Raw genomic sequence first — 18,716 nt, forward strand, 5'->3', positions numbered from 1 at the left:
GAGGTCGTCCGTGGCAACACCCGCAACGATTGGTGGACCTACCTGCCCGACCTCGACGGGTACATGCCGAACATCTTCTTCGAGTACCCGGACAACAGGCTGCCGGACGTGCCCATCTGCACCTGAGCGACAGCAGCGCATCGCTCAGAACCTACCGAAGCCGAGCGCTTGGTGTCAGCAACCAGCCGAGCCAGGCGGCCCAAACTCGCTGTGTCCGCTGGTGCCAGTCACGCCCGCCCGGGCATCGCCAGCGACCACTGCGGTGCCGGGCGCACAGCACGCTCGACCATGGCACCGACGGCGGGTCGGCGTCCACCGCCGCCGGGCCCTTGCCCGCCGGAACGCCCGCCGGCCCCGTCGACGTGCCGACGCTCACCGGCGTTGCGGCACAGCGCGGCCTGCGCACCGTGATCTGCGGCCGACCCGGCTACGCCGGTTCGCCCCCCGGCCGCAGCGTCGCCGACGTGGCCGGCGACGTGACCGCGGTCCTCGACCACCTCGGCGCCGACCGTTTCGTCACGCTCGGCTGGTCCGGCGGCGGCCCGCACGCCCTCGCCTGCGCGGCCCTGCTCCCCGACAGGTGCGCCGCCGCCGCGACCCTCGCCGACGTGGCACCCTTCGACGCCGACGGCCTGGACTGGCCGGCCGGGATGGGCCCGGAGAACGTCGAGGAGTTCGGCGCGGCCGTCGCCGGCCCCGAGGCGCTCGAGGCCTACCTGTCCGGCGCGGCGGCCGAGCTGGCCGCGGTGACCGCCGAGCAGGTGGCGGAGGCGCTGGGCGGCCTGGCCTCGCCGGTGGACGCCGCCGCCCTCACCGGGTCGTTCGCCGAGTCCCTCGCGGCGGGCTTCCGGGCGGCCCTTTCCAGCGGTACCACGGGCTGGCGCGACGACGACCTCGCGTTCGTGCGCCCATAGGGCTTCGACCTGTCCGCGATCACCGTGCCGGTCTCCGTGTGGCAGGGCGGCGAGGACCGCATGGTCCCACCGGCGCACGGCGCCTGGCGCCTGGCTCGCCGCACACGTGCCCGGCGCCCGCGCCCACCTCGACCCTGCCGAGGGCCACATCTCGCTGGTCAGCGCCGCCGGCCGCATCCTCGACGACCTGCTCACCACCGCCGCCGGGCCCGCCTGACCGACGCCGGGCCCGCGGCCGCTACGAGGCTTGTCGCCGCCGGGCCCGGTGAAACGGTAGATCTCGAGGCCGGGGGGTGCAGCGGTGACGGCGGAGTGGGTTCCGGCATGCGGGTCCTGGCGTACCGGCCCGACCATAGTTGTCCCGTGAGCGGTGTGGCCATGTGGAGCGCCGGTCGCGTTGCGGCTTAGGGCGGCCGGTAATAGGGCGTGAACTGGTCAGTAGATCGGTTCGGGGAGCAAGCGGGCACGGACATCAACGATCATGTGAGTTCTCTACGTTCCGTGATCGACAAGGTTGCCCGTGCCCGCGATCCCATCATCGCTGTTGGAACCCGTCTGGGTCGAGTTCACCGCGCAACTGCCGCAGCGCGGCGAGTTCGACCGAGGTGTTCGAAGACCATCCGCTCGGCTGTCACCGGCGCCGGATTCCCGACCGGGTGGTCTTCGAACACCTCGTTGCCGCGCTGGTGCACGGGTCGGGCTACGAACCCGTGGCCACCGCCGCCTGCTCGGATTCCACGATCCGCCGCCGGCTCAAGGACTGGGCCGCCGCCGGTGTCACCGAAGCCGTCCACGCTGTGGTCCTCGCGGCCTACGACCGCACCCTCGGGCGGCAACTGGCGGACGTCTCAGTGGACGGCTCTATCACGAAAGCCCCATGCGGAGGCGACAAGGCCGGACCGTCCCCAGCGGACAGACGCAAAGATGGCCTGAAACGGTCCACCGCCACCGACGGCGCCGGTGTTGCCCTCGGCATCGTCTCCGCGGGCGCCAACCGCCACGACTCACCACTGCTGTGCCCAACTCTGACCGCGGCCACCATCCAGGTCGGTGCGTCCTGGCCCGAGGACGTGACCGTGCACCTCGACTCAGGCTACGACTCAGGTGTGACCCGCGCCCTGCTCGACGGGCTCGGCCTGCACGGTGAGATCGCCCGCAAGGGCATCCTCACACCAATCCAGGCCAGCGAACGCTGGGTGTGCGAACGCACCACGCCTGGATGAACAGCTACGGCAAGCTCCGCCGCTGCACCGACCGCGACGGCAAGATCGTGGACTTCTTCCCCTACCTCACCGCCGCGTTCGTCACCGTCCGTGCACTGATCCGCGGAGCCCGAACCCGCTACCGCTGGGACACCCGGCCCACCACCCGCCGCCTCAAATGTCCCCTATTGCCGGTCGCTCTTAGTTCCAGGGGCAGACCTTGCTTCCACCTTGGCCGTCAGCGGGTTGCCCAGTGATCTTGCAGATCGTTACGCCGGCGCCAGGCGTGTACGACTGCAACTGCTGGGTGTACCCCCAGCGGACCTCCGCGCCCTGGGGGACAACGACGGACTGCCCGTATTCAGCAGATCCAGAGTCGAAGCCAGCCGCCTCGTACGTCATGGCGTAGCGACCCGGGTCGGGATGTGAAACGTTGACGTAGACGCAGTCGCCCGGGATGGAGATACTGAACACTGCGACGGGCCCGGCCGACGCTCCGATGTTGTAGCTTGGGTTGCAGTTGGTGTAGCTGGCACCGGGAACGTTTTCATCGTTCCACAGAAAGACGCCCGAATAGCCCGCTCCTGGGTAGCTGGACATGTACATTTCCTGGATCTCGGATGTCCACGTGTCAAGCGGGTCGATATAGCCGCGCCGCTTGGTCGCATAGTAGTTGTAGCTGCTGTTGCCGTCGTACTTAATCACCCATCGCTCCCAGGTGGCGTTCATGAGAGCCTTGCCGGCGACCTCGATCCGGTAATTCCCCGCGGCGGTCCTCAGGGGGTACGGCTGTGTGGCTACAGCAGCGCTTCCCTCCGCGAGCAGTGCCTGCTCGTTGGCGGGGACGTACGGGGAGTCCTCAACGTACGCCTCGTAGCCATCCTCGTAGACCTTGAGGCTGATCTTCTTGATCTCAACATCGCGGGGAGCGTACATCCGGAGGTCCGGGCCGAGTTCGAGCAGGTCAACATCTGCGGGCGCGTAGGTTTTCCCTGTTGCGGCTGCGGTGTCACGAACAAACTTGCTGCGCTTTTCCTGACGATCGTCTGCGTCGGCCTGGGACAGGCTACGGGTATGGGCCTTGAGGTCCTTCTCGCGCGAATCCTTGATTTTGGCCTTGATGCGGTTGCTGTCGAAGGTGAGCTCCCCGAGGAGAGCGCCCTTGTCTTTTTTGCTCGCCGGCTTGGGTGCCGCCGCAGCGGGCGTGGCAGCACCCGCTCCCACGGTAGCCAAGGCCAACACCAGGGTCACTAGCCATGCTCGGGTTTTGCGCACGTGAAATCCTTTCGTGAGGGGTATTCGCCGCGGAGTAGTGCCAACCCGGTCGAGCGTTATGCCGCCTAGTACGACAGCCCGGATTCGTTACGTTGACACTTGTTAATGGATAACGTGTCCTCGGCGTCGGTAGTGACTGGTCTTGGCGCGGGCATGGCGCACCTCCGTCGATGGGCTCGTACGCCGAGCACGTTTGTCCCGGCCGGTGTCACCTTGACAGCGGACCGTGGTCGGAACGTGGACGAAACATGGACGTGTTCCTATCCAATTTCCGACCGAAGAGGAGCGACCACAGGAGTTACCTCGCAGGATGGCGTCCAATGGTCGGCTGTCCGGGGGGAGGCACCGTGGAGTTCCGGGTCCTGGGCCCATTGGAGATCTACGATCAGGACCAGATGTTGGCGCTCGGCCAGCCACGTACGCGTGCTGTATGCGCGCTCCTGCTGGTCCGGCCCGGCAGTCTGGTCAATGTGGAGCAGTTCATTGACGAGTTGTGGCCCGACCGGCCTCCAGTGGATGCTCGGGCGTTGGTGCGCGGCTATCTCTCCCGGCTGCGCCGGGCGCTGCGACAGGGCCCGTCCGGGTCGATCGGGGCCGATCGCCTGGTCACCCACAAGCCCGGCTACCGGATTCGCGTCAATGACGGCGAGCTGGATCTGCACCGGTTTGAGCGCTTGGTCGCCGACGCCCGCAAGGCCAGACAGGCCGGTCAGCCGCAGCGCTGCATCGAACTGTTCGGCCAGGCCCACCAGCAGTGGCGCGGGGACCCGTTCGCCGACGCACCACGTACTGCCAGCATCGCTGCCGCGGCCGCCCGACTAACGGAACTGCGACTGGCGAGTTTGGAGGAACAGTTCGACGCCATCCTGGCGGCAGGACACGACGCGGACAATATCACCGAACTGACCGCGCTCGTCGCCGCGCACCCACTCCGCGAGCAGTTCGTCGCTCTGCTCATGCTGGCCCTGTACCGCAAGGGCCGTCAGGCCGACGCGCTGCAGTACTACCAGCACCTCCGGCTGCTGCTCGCCGATGAGTTGGGCGCCGACCCCAGCCAGCCGCTGCAGGACCTGTACCAGAGGATCCTGCGCGACGACCCAGCGCTAGCCTCCTCCGGCCGAGCTATTGTTCGCGCCGCGCCGGGAACTGCACAGATGCCCGTGCCGCACCAACTGCCAGCCAGGCCACCCCTGTTCGCCGGGCGGACCCACGAGTTGGCCCAACTCACCCAAACCCTCGACGCGGGAGCCCATCGGCCTGGCACCGTGGTGATCTCAGCAATTGGAGGCGCTGGCGGAATCGGGAAAACCTGGCTGGCTCTGCGTTGGGCCCACGACCACCTCAACCAGTTCCCCGACGGCCAGCTGTACGTCAACCTCCGCGGGTTCGACCCGTCGGACCAACCCGTACCGCCGACGGTCGCAGTACGGAACTTCCTTCAGGCCCTTGGCGCGCAACCCGCCGCGATACCCACCGAACTCGACGCCCAGGCCGGGCTATATCGCAGCATCGTCGCCAACAAGCGCATGCTGATCTTGCTGGACAACGCCCGCGACGCCGAACAGGTCCGCCCACTGCTACCCGGCTCGGCCGACTGTGCAGTCGTCATCACCAGTCGCAACAGCCTCACCAGCCTCATAGCCGCCGAGGGCGCCTACCCGCTGAACCTGGACCTACTCACCGCAGCCGAGGCGCGCCAACTACTGGCCCACCGCCTCGGCGACGACCGCGTTGCCGCAGAACCGGACGCGATAGACGACATCATCGCCAGGTGCGCGCGGCTGCCCCTCGCACTGGCCATCGCCGCCGCCCGCGCCACGACCCAACCCAACTTTTCCCTCACGACCCTCGCCGACCAGCTACGCACCGCCCACGACGGCGATGCCCTGGACGCGTTCGACGGCGGTGACGCCAGCACCGACATCCGGGCAGTGTTCTCCTGGTCCTACCGCGCTCTCAGTGCCGGCGCCGCGCGCCTGTTCCGACTCCTCGGCCTGCACCCCGGCCCGGACATCTCCGGACCCGCCGCAGCAAGCCTGGCAGGCATCCCCCTGCGCCAGACAAACTTGCTACTAGCCGAGCTGACCCGCACAAACCTCCTCACCGAACGCAGCCCAGGCCGGTACACCTTTCACGACCTGCTTCACGCCTACGCGACTGACCTGGTCAACACCGATGGCCACGACATCGGACAGCAGGCCGCGCTGCACCGGATGTTGGACTACTATCTCCACACCGCCCACGCGGCGGCCAAATTGCTGGACCCACATCGAGACCCGATTTCTCTAGCCCCACCCCAACCCCAGATCTGTGCTGAGACCCTCGCCGACTACGGGCATGCACTGGCCTGGCATACCACCGAACACCCCGTCTTGCTTGGCCTCGTCGAGGTGACAGACCGGTCCGGTCTCGACCAGCACACCTGGCAACTGGCCTGGGCGCTTGACACATTCTTCGACCGACGTCAGAACTGGCAAGGCTGGTCCACCACGCAGACTGTCGCCCTCAGAGCCGCCCAACGACTTTCACACCGGGACTGGCAGGCACACAGCCACCGCGCCCTCGCCCGCGCCACCATCCAAATAGGCCGCTATGACGCCGCCCACAACCACCTACAGCAAGCCCTCGACCTCTACGCCGAACTCAACGACGAGGTCGGTCAGGCCCACACCCATCTCCTGTTCAGCTGGCTCAATGACGCCCTCGGCCGCCACCGGGAAGCACTCCATCATGACCAGCTCTGCCTCACCCTGTATCAAGCCGCCCGCCACCAAAGCGGGCAAGCCAACGCACTCAACAACATCGGCTGGCACCACTCCCAGCTCAGCGAATACCAAGAAGCCCTTACCCACTCCCTGCAGGCTCTCGCTCTGCAACAAGAGATCGGCAACCGGGTCGGTGAATCCACCGCTTGGGACAGCGTCGGCTACGTGCATCAGCAACTCGGTGACTACCAGCAGGCTGCCGACTGCTACCGGCACTCCATCAAACTTGCCCACGAGCTTGGCCACCGTTTGAGCGCAGCCGAAGCGCTCACCCACCTCGGCGACGCCCACCACGCCACAAGCAACCCCGATGGCGCACGCCAGGCGTGGCAGGAAGCCCTGAACATCCTCAAGGAACTCGACCATCCCAACGCCGAAGACGTCCGCGTGAAACTCCGTACTTTGGATCTCGACCTCGGAGGGCATTCGAAGATCTAAAGTCCCCGATTTTTCGGCTTAGTCCGTCGTCCTGATCGCCCGATTTGACCAGTCTGGGACGATGTGTTCATCGCCTAGAAGGCGGGCGGAGTTGGCTACCCATCACCGCGGACGGGATCGAGGACCGGCGATAGCGGCCATCCCCGTGACCCGCTACCGCTGGTGCGGCACACGATCCCCAGCCCCTGGCCTGCAACCGACAACGCCTAACGACAGAAGCCGTGGAGAGCCCGTTGCGTGGAGACGCGCACGGCGGGTTCGGCGAGCGGCCTGGAGAAACGGACCAGCGGCAACACTGACACCGCACTCCAGGCCGACTCAACTAGCCCAACAGTCTGTAGCCACAGGCCACAGCCTTGATCAACGCATTGCAGAGGTCTGATTCCGACCAGATTTGTGGTTTGTTGTCGCGGTGACGCGCGACGACGGACTGCCCTTTCCCTGGGTGCCGCGTGTGGAATGACAGCATGGTGACTGACCAGGACTCTGTTGCGTTCGCCGATCGGCAAGATCGAGGCAGGCTTGAGCGGCGAAGCTTCCAAGCCGACGGCCGCCCTCGCCATCGCAGCCCGCATTCGTCGGGTTCCGGTTCCCGCCAGAGATGATCATGGTGGCGGTCCGGTGGAATCTGCGGTACGGCCTCTCCTACCGCGACGTCGAAGAACTCCTCCTCGAACGTCCGCCGCAGTCGCGGCGTGCAGGACGAAGGGGTGACCCCCACGCAACGTCCTCGGCCAGCTCGACGGTACCGGCAACCCGGCACCGGGCAGCCCGGTGTTCGCGGGTGCGGTGTGGACCGACGCCGGACCCGCGTGGTTGCACGGCGGGACGACGGTGGTGCCGCGTCGGCACCGGGCGGAGCCGGAGCAGTGGGATGCCGCGGACACCGTCGGCAAGGAGTTCGCCGCCGGCCGTCGGCTATCCGACGGCGCGCCGCTCACCAGCCAGCGAGAGCTGGACAAGCCTGACTTCAACGTGAAGAACGCGCTCGGGTTCCCGGTCATCTCCGAGTTTTCGCATGTCGCCCGGTCCCAGGTGAGCGAGGACCGGCTGCGGATCTTCCGTCGGCCGTACAACTACGACGAGCCACCCGGCCCGGACGGCACCGCCGACAGCGGACTGGTGTTCGCCGCGTACCAGCGCGACATCGGCGAACAGCTCATCCCCATCCAACGCAAGCTCGCCGAAGCCGACCTGATGAACGAGTGGATCACCCCGATCGGCTCCGCGGTCTTCGCCGTTCCGCTCGGCTGCGAACCGGGTGGCTGGATCGGTCAGGGCCTGCTCGGGTGACGGCAGCGCAGCCTGCTACCGCTCGGCGTCGGTAGGCTGCGGAGCCGGCCGCTGCACACCTGTCCGGCGAGCAGCTGCAGCGGGTCTTCCTGGCCCGAGCACTAGGCGCGGCCGCCGCTGGCGCGCAGGTGCTTCTCGCCGACGAGCCGACCACCGGTGATGAGCGTGCCGCGGGCGCCGAAGACGACCACAGGGTGGTGCTCTGGACGGCGTCGCCGTGGTGATCGTACTGCGGACAGCTGGGCGACGGACGCCTCGAAGGTGCCGGAGCGTTCGCCGTCGGGGCGGTCGCCGCGGTGGGCGACCAGTCCTGCGAGCTGTGCGCTGGCGCGTGTCAGCAGTGCGAGCGACTCATGTGGTTGTGAGCTGGGTGCGTACCAGGTGGGCGAAGCGTCCGTCGCGGGTGAGGAGTTCGTTGGGTTGTCCCTCCTCGACGATCTGTCCGTGTTCGAGCATCACCACCCGGTCGGCGGTGCGGATCGTGGTGAGGCGGTGGGCGATGACGAGTGTGGTGCGGCCGGTTTTGGTGGCGGTGATCGCGGCGGCGAGGCGTTGCTCGCTCTCGGTGTCCAGGTTGGACACTGCCTCGTCGAGGACGAGGATGGGTGTGTCGGCCAGCAGTGCGCGGGCGATCGCGAGGCGCTGGCGCTGGCCACCGGAGAGCAGGTTGCCCAGTTCGCCGGCGACGGTGTCGTAGCCGTCTGGCAGGTCGGTGATGAACTCGTGTGCCTGTGCGGTACGGGCGGCGGCCTCGACCTCCGCCGGGGTGGCGCCGGGCCGGCCGAGTCGCAGGTTGTCGGCGATGGAGATGTTGAACAGGTGCACGTCCTGCGGTACGTAGGCGATGAGCCGACGCAGGTCGGTATCGGCGACCGTACGGATGTCGTGGCCGCCGATGGTGATCACACCCTCGCTGACGTCCCAGAGGCGCAGCAGCAGGTGTGCCGACGTGGATTTGCCGGCGCCGGAGTGGCCGACGAGCGCCACGGTCTCGCCGGGCTCGATGGTGAAGTCGATGCCGCGGATCGCGGGTGGCAGGTCCGGTCCGTATCGGAAGGTGACCGTGCTGTACCGGACGCGTGGCTGGATGTCGCGGATGTCGGTGGGCTGGTCCGGGTCGGGGACGGCGCGTGGTACGGCGAGCAGGTCGAGCACGCGGACGGCCGCGGCGGCGACGATGCCGACCTCGCGGGCCACGTCGACGACCGCGGTGACCGGGGAGAGCGAGAAGGCGGCCAGTACCACCGCAGCGGGCAGCAGGTCGGCCGGAAGGCTTCTGGCGGCGACCAGCGAACCGGCGGTGACCAGGGCGGCGAGGACGCCGAGCGTGACGATCGCGTCGGTGGCGGCCAGCTCGATGCCGGCGCGACGGCTGTGCGTCGTACGGGCGTCGTCCAGTGCGCGGGCGCGGTCGCGCAGGCGTCGGGCCTGGGCTCGGCCGGCGCCGAAGGTGAGCACCTCGCGCAGCCCCTCCAGCGCGTCGACAGCTTCGGCGTTCAGCTCGCCGGCGGCGGCGCGTACGGCGGTACCGTCCGCCTCGGCGCGGCGGCGCAGCCAGATCGGGACACTGGCGAGCGCGAGCAGCACCGGCAGCAGCGCCAAAGCGAGCCACGGGTCGAGGAACGCGAGCGCGACCAGCGCGCCGGTCGGCACGACGGCAGCGGACACCAGCGGGCTGAGCGTGTGCGCGAAGAAGGTCTCCAGCAGCTCGACGTCGCTGATCGCTGTGGAGCCGAGCTCGCCGGAGCGGCGGGACAGCAGGTCGCCGGGCGACATCCGGGCGAACGAGTCGTACACGCGACCGCGGACGTCGACCAGCACACGGAACGCGACGACGTGGGCGAGCTGGGTCTCCGCCCAGGGTGCGACGACGAGCGGGATGACGAGGGCGAGCAGCAGCAGGAACCCGCCGCGCAGGTCGGCGGGAGGGGTGCCGGTCAGCGCCCGGCCCACGAGGATCGCGCCGAGCACCGCGCTGGCGATCGTGAACACGTGGTTGGCGATGCCGGAGAGGATCGCGACCGCGATGATGCGGCGATGTCCGCGGAGCAGCCGCAGCAGTGGGAGCAGGCGGGTCATGCCGATGCCTCCTTGGGTGGGCCGCCGGCGGCGACCAGGCGGGCGAACGCGCCGGAGCGGGCCAGTAGCTCGGCGTGGCTGCCGGTCTCGGTGATCGAGCCGCGGTCCAGGACGACGATCCGGTCGGCGGCGCGCACGGTGGACAGCCGATGTGCGATGGTCAAGGTGGTGCGTCCCTGGGCCGCGCGGTGCAGTGCCTGCGCGATGGAGTGTTCGTTGGCACTGTCCACACTGGAGGTCGCCTCGTCCAGGATGAGCACGGGCGCGTCAGCCAACAGCGCGCGGGCGATGGACAGCCGCTGGCGCTCGCCGCCGGAGAGTTTCATGCCGCGTTCGCCCACCACCGTGTCCAGGCCGTCGGGCAGGGCGTCGACGAACGTGGTGGCGTTCGCGGCCTCGAGGGCCTCGCGCAGTGCCGCGTCGTCGATGCCGGGGCGGGCGAGCGTGAGGTTGTCGCGTACCGAGCGGTGGAACAGGTAGGTGTCCTGCGACACGACGGCGACGCGGTGTCGCAGGTCGTCCAGCGGCCAGTCGGTGACCGGCACGCCGCCGAGGTGCACGGCGCCGTCCTGCGGGTCGAACCAGCGCAGCAGCAGCCCGATCAGTGTGGTCTTCCCGGCACCTGAGCGGCCGACGACGGCGACGTGCTCGCCCGCGCCGATTCGCAGTGTCAGGTCGCGGATGGCGGGTGCCGTGCGGCCGGGGTAGGTGAACGTGACCGCCTCGAAGTCGAGTGCGGCCGGACGGCCGGACGGCGTGCGCGGGTGGGTGGGTTCCTTGACCGGCGGGTCGGCGTCGAGGATCTCGAAGATGCCGGTGGCGGCGGACAGGGCGGGGTAGCCGGCGTGGAAGGCGTTCTGCAGGTCGCGCAGCGGCCGGAAGCATTCCCGGGTGAGCAGGAGGATCATCAGCAGCGACAGTGCGGGCAGGGCGCCTTCGGCGTGGCGTATCGCGCCGAGGCCGGCGGCGAACGCGGTGCCGAACCCGACCGCGAGCCCGACCACGCCGACGTAGAGGACGGTGATCGCGCAGAGCCGGATGGAGACGCGGCAGAAGTCCTTGGCCCGCTCGGTCAGCTCCCAGCCACGGCGCTCGGCGGCGCCGAACACCTTGAGCGTGGCCATGCCCTGGATCGCGTCGAGGTTCTCCGCGTACAGCGCGCGGTAGGCGGCCATCCACGGGTCCATCCGGCTGGCCAGAACCTTCTGCGACAGCTGCGGTACGAGCGGGACGACCAGCGCGCAGGCCAGCACGACCGTGCCGACGACGGGGTCGAGGGCGAGCAGGAAGCCGGCGACCGTGGCCGCGCCGATGACGGAGGCGATCGCCTGCGGCAGGAACCGTCCCACGTACGCGTCGAGCGCCTCGACGCCGTCGGCCAGGGTGGACTGTACGGCGCCGGTACGGCGGCGGCGCACGTCGGCCGGGCCGAGCCGGAGCAGTTGGGCGTACAGGTCGGCGCGGACGGCCTCCTTGACCGCCGCGGCCGCGCCTGCCGCGGCCACCTCCCGCCGCCACTGCGCCGCGGCCCGGGCGGCCTGCACCGCGACGAGACCGACCAGTGCGGGCACCGAGCCGCCGAGGCCGGCGCCGTTGATGACGTCATCGACGACGACCGCGAGCAGCAGGCCCTGCGCGGCGTACGTGGCGGTGATCGCGACGCTGAGCGCGACGAGCTCGGCCATCCGCCGCCGGGCCCGCAGCGACCAGCGCAGCAGGCGGGCGTTGGTGCTCATCGGACGGCTCATCGGACGGCGAGGAGGACCCGGTCGTCCAGGTCCTGCCAGATCGTGGCGATCTCCCGGAAGCCGGCCTCGGTGAGGGCGGTCACGTGGGTGGACAGTGAGGTGAGCCGGTCGCCGTCGCGAAGCCCGTACCGCTCGTCGGCCCGCGCGCGGCGCTCCTGGCGCTCCCGTGCCTCGTCGGCGAGCGCGTCGGCGGCCTGCGTCCACCACCGGTCCCAGTCCGGCACCCCGGCCACCGTGAACGCCTCGTGCGCAGCCCGCTCGTTGGCCTCATTGGCGAGCCGCTCGTGGATGGCCTGGCCCGGGTCGTACGGCATGTTGTCGCCGTTGAGCAGCACGCCGCCCGGCCGGACCAGCCGGCCCACCCGCTGGTACAGGGTGAAGAGCGCGCCGGGGTCGAGCCAGTGTAGTGCGGTGGTGGAGACGGCGGCGTCCACCCGCTCGACGCCCAGCCGCTCGGTCCACGACGGATCGCGCAGGTCGGCGTCGACCCAGCGCAGGCGTTCGCCGTACCCGATCAGGGCGTTGCGGCCGAGCCGCAGCAGCAGCGGGTCGGCGTCGACGGCGACAGCGGTCGCCTCCGGGTAGGTGTCGAGGATACGCCGCGAGAGCGAGCCGGGGCCGCAGCCGAGGTCCACCACGGTGAACCGGCCGCCGAGTACGGCGCCGAGTGTCCGGACGATCGCCGTGAAGCGCTCCTCCCGTCGTGGCAGGTATCCGGTCTGCTGGGCGTCCCAGGTGGACATCAGGTCGTGCCAGCGCGGTTCGGTGTCCACAGTGGTCATCTGGGTGCTCCTTCGACAGGGTGAGCGGTTGCGGGCTGGTAGCGGAAGAAGTCACGGGCGGCGAGCAGGTCGCGGGTGACCGGATGACGGTCCGGGCCGGGAGGCGCGCCGGGGCGCAGCTCGTCGACGATCCGGCCGGCGTGCATGATGAGGACCCGGTCGGCGACCCGTTCGACCACGCCGAGGTCGTGGGAGATGAGCACCATGCCCGGGCCGCGCAGCTCGCGCAGCAGGTTGACGAACTCGGCGCGGTGGACCGAGTCGAGCGCGCTGACCGGCTCGTCCAGGATGAGCAGGTCGGGGTCGCTGGCCAGGGCACGAGCGAGGACGGCCCGCTGGCGCTCGCCGCCGGAGAGCTGCCACGGCCGCCGCCCGCCGTGCGTGCCGGTGAGGCCGACCCGGCCGAGCAGTGCTGTGCGTCGCGCTGGCGCGTCGGCCCGCGGTACCCGGTGAAGATGCAGCGCCTCGTCGAGCGCGTCGCCGATGGTCTGGCGCCGGTCCAGCGCGGCGGCCGGGTCCTGGAAGACGAGGTGTACCCGCTGTGGTCGCACCGGCTGGCCGTCGAGCGTGACGGTGCCGCGCAGCCGCGGTTCCAGGCCGGCGAGGGCGCGGGCCAGGGTGGACTTGCCGCAGCCGGAGTTGCCGATGACCGCGACGACCTCCCCGCGCCGTACCGTCAGGTCGATCCCGGCTAGGGCGGTGACCGGCGGGCGGCGGCCGCGGCCCGGATAGGTCACGCGCAGCTCGTGCGCCGCCAGCAGCACCGGCCCGGACGGTACCGACGCGGCGGCCGCTTCAGGCAGGTCGGCGGCGGCGACCAGGCGTCGCGTGACCGGATGCTCCGGCCGGCTCAGCACCGTGGCGGCCGGGCCAGCTTCCACCACCTGGCCGGCGTCGAAGACCGCGATCGTGTCGGCCAGCCGCACCGCCATCCCGAGCTCGTGGGTGATGATCACCAGCGTCGTGCCCAGTCGGCGCTGGATCCGGCCGAGCAGCTCGACGATGCCGACCGCCGCGGTCGCGTCCAACGCGCTCGTCGGCTCGTCGGCGATCAGCACCTGGGGCCCGCCGGCGAGGGCAAGCGCGATCAGTACCCGTTGCCGCATCCCGCCGGAGAGCTCGCCGGGGCGCTGCCGAGCGACCCGGGCCGGTTCGTCGATGCCGACCAGCTCCAGCAGCTCCGCCGCGCGGGCGGCCGCGGCGGCGCCACGCGCCCCGTGGTGCAGGGCGATCGCGGCGGCCAACTGGGCGCCGACCCGCCGCAGCGGGTTGAGGGTGCTGCCGACGTCCTGCGGCACATAGGCGACGGCCCGGCCGCGGACCGCGCGCAGGCCGGCCTCGCCCAGACCGACCAGCTCGCGGCCGGCGATGACCGCCGAGCCGGACACCCGTGCGGTCAGGTGCGCCGGCAGCAGCCCCAGCGCGCCGAGCACGGTCAGCGTCTTGCCGCTGCCGCTCGGGCCGACGATCGCCAGGGTGCTGCCGGCCAGCGCGGTGAGCGTGGCGCCATCGACGATCCGGGCGCCGCTGACCTCGACCGACAGGCCGGTGATGCGCAGCCCGCCGTCGTCCGGCGCCGAGGCCGGTACCGCCGCAGCGGCAGTGTGGCCCCTGTGCCGGGGACTGGCGGCGCCGTGCGTGAACCATCCGCCGAGCCGGTCGGCGAGCAGGTTGCAGGCCACGGCGACGGCGATGACGGCGGCGGCCGGCGCGAGGAACAGCCATGGTGCCGCGGAGAGGTAGCGGCGTGACTCGACCAGCATCGAGCCCCACTCCGGGATCGGCGGCTGAGCCCCGAGCCCGAGGAAGCTCAGGGTCGCCACCGCGACGATCACCTCGGCGGCGGTGATGCCCAGCAGCACGACGACCGGGCCGCCCAACGACGGAACGATGTGGCCCAGCAGGATCCGGGCGGGCCGGGCGCCGAGCAGCCGCAGTGCCTGGTTGCTCGGCTCATCCCGGCGCAGGCGTGTCTCGGTGCGGACCACGCGGGCGTACGGCGGCCACAGCGTCAGCCCCAGCGCGAGGGCGACCTGCCACGAGCCGCCGCCCAGCAGACCGGCGAGGACCAGTCCGAGCAGCAGCGTGGGCACGCTGGTCACGATGTCGACGAGCCGCAGGACGACCCGGTCGAGCAGGCCGCCGTACCAGCCGGCGACCACGCCGATGCCGCCGCCGAGCAGCAGGCACATCAGCAGGACGACACCCACCGCGATCACCGAACCGCGCGCACCCGCCACCACTCGGGCCAGCTCGTCCCGGCCCAGGTGGTCAGTGCCGAGCCAGGCACCGAGGCCCGGCGGGAGCAGTGCCCGGCCCAGGTCGGTCTGCCGTTCCCGGCCACCGGTCAGCAGCGGCCCGGCGACACCCGCCAGCACGAACCCCGCCAGCACGAACCCCGCGACCGTGGCGGTCGTGAGGAGGTGCCGGGGCCTCATGCCGTGCTCCGGGCGCGAGGATCGACCAGCGCGGCCAGGGCCAGGCTCGCGCCGCGGGCGACGATCACCACCACGCACAGCAGCAGGACGCTGGCCTGCAACGGCTGCCAGTCCCGGAAGCTCAGCGCGTCGATCAGGTACGAGCCGAGGCCGGGCCAGCCGAACACCTCCTCGACCACGAGCGTGCTCGTGCCCAGCGCGGCGAGAACGTTGCCGGCCACGACCAGGCTGGTGACGGCGGCGTTCGGCAACGCCCAGCGCAGCAGGCACGCGACCCGCGAGAAGCCCTGAGCCCGGGCCATCACGAGGTACGGCTCGGCCATCTCCTCGCGCAGTCGACTGGACAGCACCCGGCCGAGCGCGGCCCCGGCCGGCAGGCCGAGCACCAACGCCGGCAGGATCAGCGCCCGCAGGCCGCCGGCCATGCCCTGGGTGGGAAACCAGCCCAGCCGCACCGAGAACTGGGCAACCAGCGCGAACGCCAGCGCGAACGCCGGCACCGACACCAGCACCAGGGACAGCCCACGGGACACCGACGGCAGCAACCGGCCGGTGGACGCGTTCTCCGCCAGCCCGACGATCAGGCCCACCAGCAGCGCGACAAGGCTGCCGGCGACCGCGAGTGTCACTGTCGGCGCCAGCCGCTCGGCGACCTCGCCGGCGACCGGGCGCCCGGTGCGGACCGACACACCGAGGTCGCCGGTCACCGCACGGCCGAGCATGTCGACGTACCGCTCGTGCGGGGGCAGGTCGAGGCCAAGGCGGTGCCGCTCGGCGGCGATCCGTTCCTGCGTGACCGGACCGCCCTGCTGCCGCACGACCGACGTCGCCGCGTCGCCACGGGCCAGGCTGAGCAGGGCGAAGCTGACCAGCGACAGCACCAGGACCAGCGCCGCCATCTCGGCGACCCGGCCGGCCACCGCCGCCGGACCGCCCCACCGCCCCCACATCGCTACCGGGCCACGCCGACTCTGGTCAGCGGCAGGTCGTACTCGGTGACGCCGAGTGTGAAGCCCCGGACGGCCGGGCCGACCGCCCAGACCCGGGGCAGCTCGACGACCGGGGCCACCGCCCAGTCGTCGTTCAGCCGGCTCCACACCTTCTGGTAGGCGGTCGCGCGCGCCTCGTCGGTCGTACCGGCGAGCGCGGTATCGATGAGCCGGTCCAGATCGGGCGCGGTGTAGAGGAACGTCGGCTCGGTGCTGCGGAAGTTGGCGTTGAGCATCGCGAACGGGTCGTACGGCGGGCCGTAGGTGAGGTAGAAGAGCAGGTCGTAGCCACGCTTGGCGGCGGTGTCCAAGTAGGCGGCCGAGTCGAACTGGTCGATCGTCACCTGGATGCCGACCTTGCCGAGGTCCGCCTGGATGGCCTCGCTGAGCGTGCGTGCCTGCGGCAGCATCTGCGGATCCAGGATCAGCCGCAGCATGAGCTTCGGCTGCCCGGCCTGGCTCAGCAGGTCCTTCGCTTTCTGCTGGTCCAGCGCGATATCGCGGGACTGCTGCGGCGCGTACGGGATGGACGGCGGAAACACCTGCGTCGCCGGCTTCGCCAGGTCGTGGAAGAGCGTCTTCGCGTACGCGCCGCGGTCCAGTGACCGGTTGATCGCCTCCCGCACCCGAGGGTCGGCCAGTGCCGGGTTGCCGGTCGTGGTGTTGAACGCCAGCAGCAGGTTCGTCGACGACGGCTCGGTCAGCAGCTTGATCCCCGACTGCCCATGCAGGTCGAGTGTCTCCTCCGGCGCCAGCGGGGCCAGGTAGTCGCCGCCGATGACGTCGACCTCGCCCGCCTTCAACGCCGCCAGCCGCGCCTGCGAGTCCGGCATCACGGCGAAGGCGACCCGGTCGAGGTTGGGCCGGCCACCCCAGTACGTGTCGTTGCGCACCAGCACGATCTCGGTCTGCGACGACGACTCCAGCTTGTAGGGCCCGGTGCCGATCGGCTTGACGAAGTTGCCCGCGGCGTCGAACGAGCCCGGGCTGCGGAACCGGACCGGCCGCATCAGCGTGAGCTCTTGCAGCGCCGGATAGTACGGGCCCTTCAGCCGCAGGATCAGTGTCCGCTCGTCAGACGCCTCGATCGACCGGGTCTGCCGCGAGATGCCGAGGAACGGGGTGTCGCCGATCCACCGCTCCATGTCGGTCCTGGCCAACGGAGCGGTGAACGCCACGCCGTCGGAGAACGTCACGCCGCCGCGCAGGTGGAACGTCAAGGCCAGCCCGTCCGGGCTCACCTCCCAACGCTCGGCCAGCCCGGGGAGGATCTCGCCCTTCGGCCCGTACCGCACCAGCGGCTCGTAGATCTGGTCGAGCACGTTGAACGAATGTGTCTTGTACTGCAGCCCGTTGAGGTCCGCCTCCGGCTGACCCAGCGCCACCCGCAGGGTGCCGCCCACCGGCACGGTCGTGTCGCCGGCTGCATCATCCCGGCCGTCACCGCTCCCGCACGCCGCAAGCGACAGGACCAGCGCGGCGCATGCCACCGCCGCCCGCCAGCGCCGTCGATCCCGACCACCCACGACCATCGCAGCCTCCGCCAGCTTGTTGAAAATGAAAACCGTATGCTGTTGCTGCACGGTAGCGGTCGATGGCGCCCGCCGACAAGATCCGAAGAAGCTGTTGATAACGATTGGCTATTGCCAGATAGTTGCAACTAGGCGGTAGGCTAGCCGTCGCGGATCACGGTGGACAACCGTGCGGTGAGCCAGATCACGCTCCACCTGGTGGGGTGGCCCGCCGCCATGAAGGGTCGCTCCGTGACCGGCGTGCCGTTCGTCGGTGTGGCCCGGCGCCTCGGCGCCGCCCGACCGCAGCCACCGCAATGGTGAACACGGCAACACGACCGCACCGGCTGCGACTGGCACAGCGGGCACCGGATACGCCACCACCGTGCCCGCCGGACCGGCATGGCCGGAACCCCGGACTACTGCTCCTGGAGTGCGGCGCCGATGGCGGCGAGGACCATGGCCGGTTCCGTGTTGGTCGGGTGCCCTGGGCGAGGGTGTCGGTGCCGGGGCTGCCGGGGATGGCGGTGGCGATGGCACGGGCTGAGGCGCCGCGGGTGATCGCGGCCTGGTTGGCGGCGATGGCGTAGGGGGTGGCGTCACCGGCGCGGTGGGTGACGGCGGCGATGCCGGGCTGGTCGGTGGGGAACCGGTCGCGGGCTAGTTCGGTGAGCTGGCGCGGGTCGGCGCCGTCGGTGACGGTGGTGCCGGCCGTAGGCGTAGCCGGCGGCGTTGACGAGGCGGCGGGCTTCGGCGTCGAGCAGAAGCCGCTGGAGGCGGTCGACGTGCGGGACCGGCGTGCCTACGGGTGTTCGCGAAGGCGGCCAGGATGATCTGGTTGGCCGAGCTGAACAGCGTGCCCGTGAGCATGTAGATGACCGGGTGAGCTGCCGTTATGGTTGTCATCAGGTCTTCATTGGGAGGTTTGCGTGCCGGATCCGGATCTGTCGGAACGTGCGCTGGAGACCGCTTTTCGCGTGCATCGGGACCTCAATGGCCCATCGAGGAAGCCGCCTGTGCTGGACGGCCTGTCGCTGGCCGCGGCTCGGGTGTCGCTGCCACCACCGGTGGTCGGGTTGGACGCTGCTCTGGGTGGTGCTCTGGCTTCGCGCCGATCCTGGTATCGGTTCGGCGTGGAGCAGCCGTCGGCGGAGCAGATGTCGTCGCTGTTGGGGTGGGCGCTCGGTCCGCAGCGTGAGGTGACACTGCCCGGTGGTGGTCGGCGGATGTCGATGGCACCGTCTGCCGGGGTCTGCCGTCGGTGGTGGCGTATTTGATGGTG

Annotated in this window: 10 protein-coding genes and 3 pseudogenes; 6 read left to right on the forward strand and 7 right to left on the reverse strand. The window is 70.4% G+C overall.

Annotated elements, in window-relative coordinates; genetic code table 11:
• Positions 1–329: 329 nt before the first annotated feature.
• Positions 330–914 carry an alpha/beta hydrolase gene (locus ABZS66_RS35870; protein ID WP_354765649.1) on the forward strand — a complete coding sequence of 195 codons (585 nt, stop codon included), beginning with the start codon at positions 330–332 and terminating at the stop codon, positions 912–914.
• Between the two features lie 520 nt (positions 915–1,434).
• Positions 1,435–2,295: pseudogene (locus tag ABZS66_RS35875) on the forward strand (IS5 family transposase); the annotation flags it as partial.
• Between the two features lie 22 nt (positions 2,296–2,317).
• On the opposite strand, the gene ABZS66_RS35880 reads toward ABZS66_RS35875, so the two are convergent.
• The gene (locus tag ABZS66_RS35880; RefSeq protein WP_354765651.1) at positions 2,318–3,367 is read right to left on the reverse strand and encodes a hypothetical protein; all 1,050 of its coding nucleotides are present in this window, start codon (positions 3,365–3,367) and stop codon (positions 2,318–2,320) included.
• Between the two features lie 371 nt (positions 3,368–3,738).
• Between ABZS66_RS35880 and ABZS66_RS35885 the strand changes: the two genes are divergently transcribed.
• The 3 genes and pseudogenes from ABZS66_RS35885 to ABZS66_RS35895 all read left to right on the forward strand — a co-directional run.
• Entirely contained in the window at positions 3,739–6,594 is a 2,856-nt protein-coding gene (locus ABZS66_RS35885) for a BTAD domain-containing putative transcriptional regulator (protein WP_354765653.1), read from the forward strand.
• A gap of 601 nt (positions 6,595–7,195) precedes the next feature.
• Positions 7,196–7,273: pseudogene (locus tag ABZS66_RS35890) on the forward strand (IS6 family transposase); the annotation flags it as partial.
• A gap of 50 nt (positions 7,274–7,323) precedes the next feature.
• A pseudogene (locus tag ABZS66_RS35895) lies at positions 7,324–7,887 on the forward strand (Dyp-type peroxidase); the annotation flags it as partial.
• Positions 7,888–8,238: 351 nt separating this feature from the next.
• On the opposite strand, the gene ABZS66_RS35900 reads toward ABZS66_RS35895, so the two are convergent.
• The 6 genes from ABZS66_RS35900 to ABZS66_RS35925 are packed head-to-tail and all read right to left on the reverse strand — an operon-like array spanning position 8,239 to position 17,326.
• On the reverse strand, positions 8,239–9,966 hold the full coding sequence (locus ABZS66_RS35900; RefSeq protein WP_354765655.1) for an ABC transporter ATP-binding protein: 1,728 nt from the start codon (positions 9,964–9,966) through the stop codon (positions 8,239–8,241).
• Positions 9,963–11,702: an ABC transporter ATP-binding protein gene (locus ABZS66_RS35905; RefSeq protein ID WP_354765657.1), complete on the reverse strand. Its 1,740-nt coding sequence runs from the start codon at positions 11,700–11,702 to the stop codon at positions 9,963–9,965. The genes ABZS66_RS35900 and ABZS66_RS35905 overlap by 4 nt, the downstream gene beginning before the upstream one ends.
• Positions 11,703–11,710: 8 nt before the next feature.
• A complete protein-coding gene (locus ABZS66_RS35910; protein WP_354765659.1) occupies positions 11,711–12,496 on the reverse strand; it encodes a class I SAM-dependent methyltransferase in 786 nt (261 codons plus the stop codon).
• The gene (locus tag ABZS66_RS35915) at positions 12,493–14,934 is read right to left on the reverse strand and encodes an ATP-binding cassette domain-containing protein (RefSeq protein ID WP_354765661.1); all 2,442 of its coding nucleotides are present in this window, start codon (positions 14,932–14,934) and stop codon (positions 12,493–12,495) included. The genes ABZS66_RS35910 and ABZS66_RS35915 overlap by 4 nt, the downstream gene beginning before the upstream one ends.
• Positions 14,931–15,884 carry an ABC transporter permease gene (locus tag ABZS66_RS35920; protein WP_354765663.1) on the reverse strand — a complete coding sequence of 318 codons (954 nt, stop codon included), beginning with the start codon at positions 15,882–15,884 and terminating at the stop codon, positions 14,931–14,933. Before ABZS66_RS35920 ends, ABZS66_RS35915 begins: the two co-directional genes overlap by 4 nt.
• A gap of 2 nt (positions 15,885–15,886) precedes the next feature.
• Entirely contained in the window at positions 15,887–17,326 is a 1,440-nt protein-coding gene (locus tag ABZS66_RS35925) for an ABC transporter substrate-binding protein (RefSeq protein WP_354765665.1), read from the reverse strand.
• A gap of 1,037 nt (positions 17,327–18,363) precedes the next feature.
• Between ABZS66_RS35925 and ABZS66_RS35930 the strand changes: the two genes are divergently transcribed.
• Positions 18,364–18,711, forward strand: coding sequence for a hypothetical protein (locus tag ABZS66_RS35930; RefSeq protein WP_354765667.1), 348 nt, complete (start codon positions 18,364–18,366; stop codon positions 18,709–18,711).
• Positions 18,712–18,716 lie beyond the last annotated feature (5 nt).

The organism is Dactylosporangium sp. NPDC005572, assembly GCF_040605515.1.
Taxonomy (GTDB): domain Bacteria; phylum Actinomycetota; class Actinomycetes; order Mycobacteriales; family Micromonosporaceae; genus Dactylosporangium.

What these genes read in the sequence shown, in the direction of transcription:
- ABZS66_RS35900 (WP_354765655.1), bottom strand. Translation starts at nt 9,966, where the DNA reads ATGACCCGCCTGCTCCCACTGCTGCGGCTGCTCCGCGGACATCGCCGC.
- ABZS66_RS35905 (WP_354765657.1), bottom strand. Translation starts at nt 11,702, where the DNA reads ATGAGCACCAACGCCCGCCTGCTGCGCTGGTCGCTGCGGGCCCGGCGG.
- ABZS66_RS35910 (WP_354765659.1), bottom strand. Translation starts at nt 12,496, where the DNA reads ATGACCACTGTGGACACCGAACCGCGCTGGCACGACCTGATGTCCACC.
- ABZS66_RS35915 (WP_354765661.1), bottom strand. Translation starts at nt 14,934, where the DNA reads ATGAGGCCCCGGCACCTCCTCACGACCGCCACGGTCGCGGGGTTCGTG.
- ABZS66_RS35920 (WP_354765663.1), bottom strand. Translation starts at nt 15,884, where the DNA reads ATGTGGGGGCGGTGGGGCGGTCCGGCGGCGGTGGCCGGCCGGGTCGCC.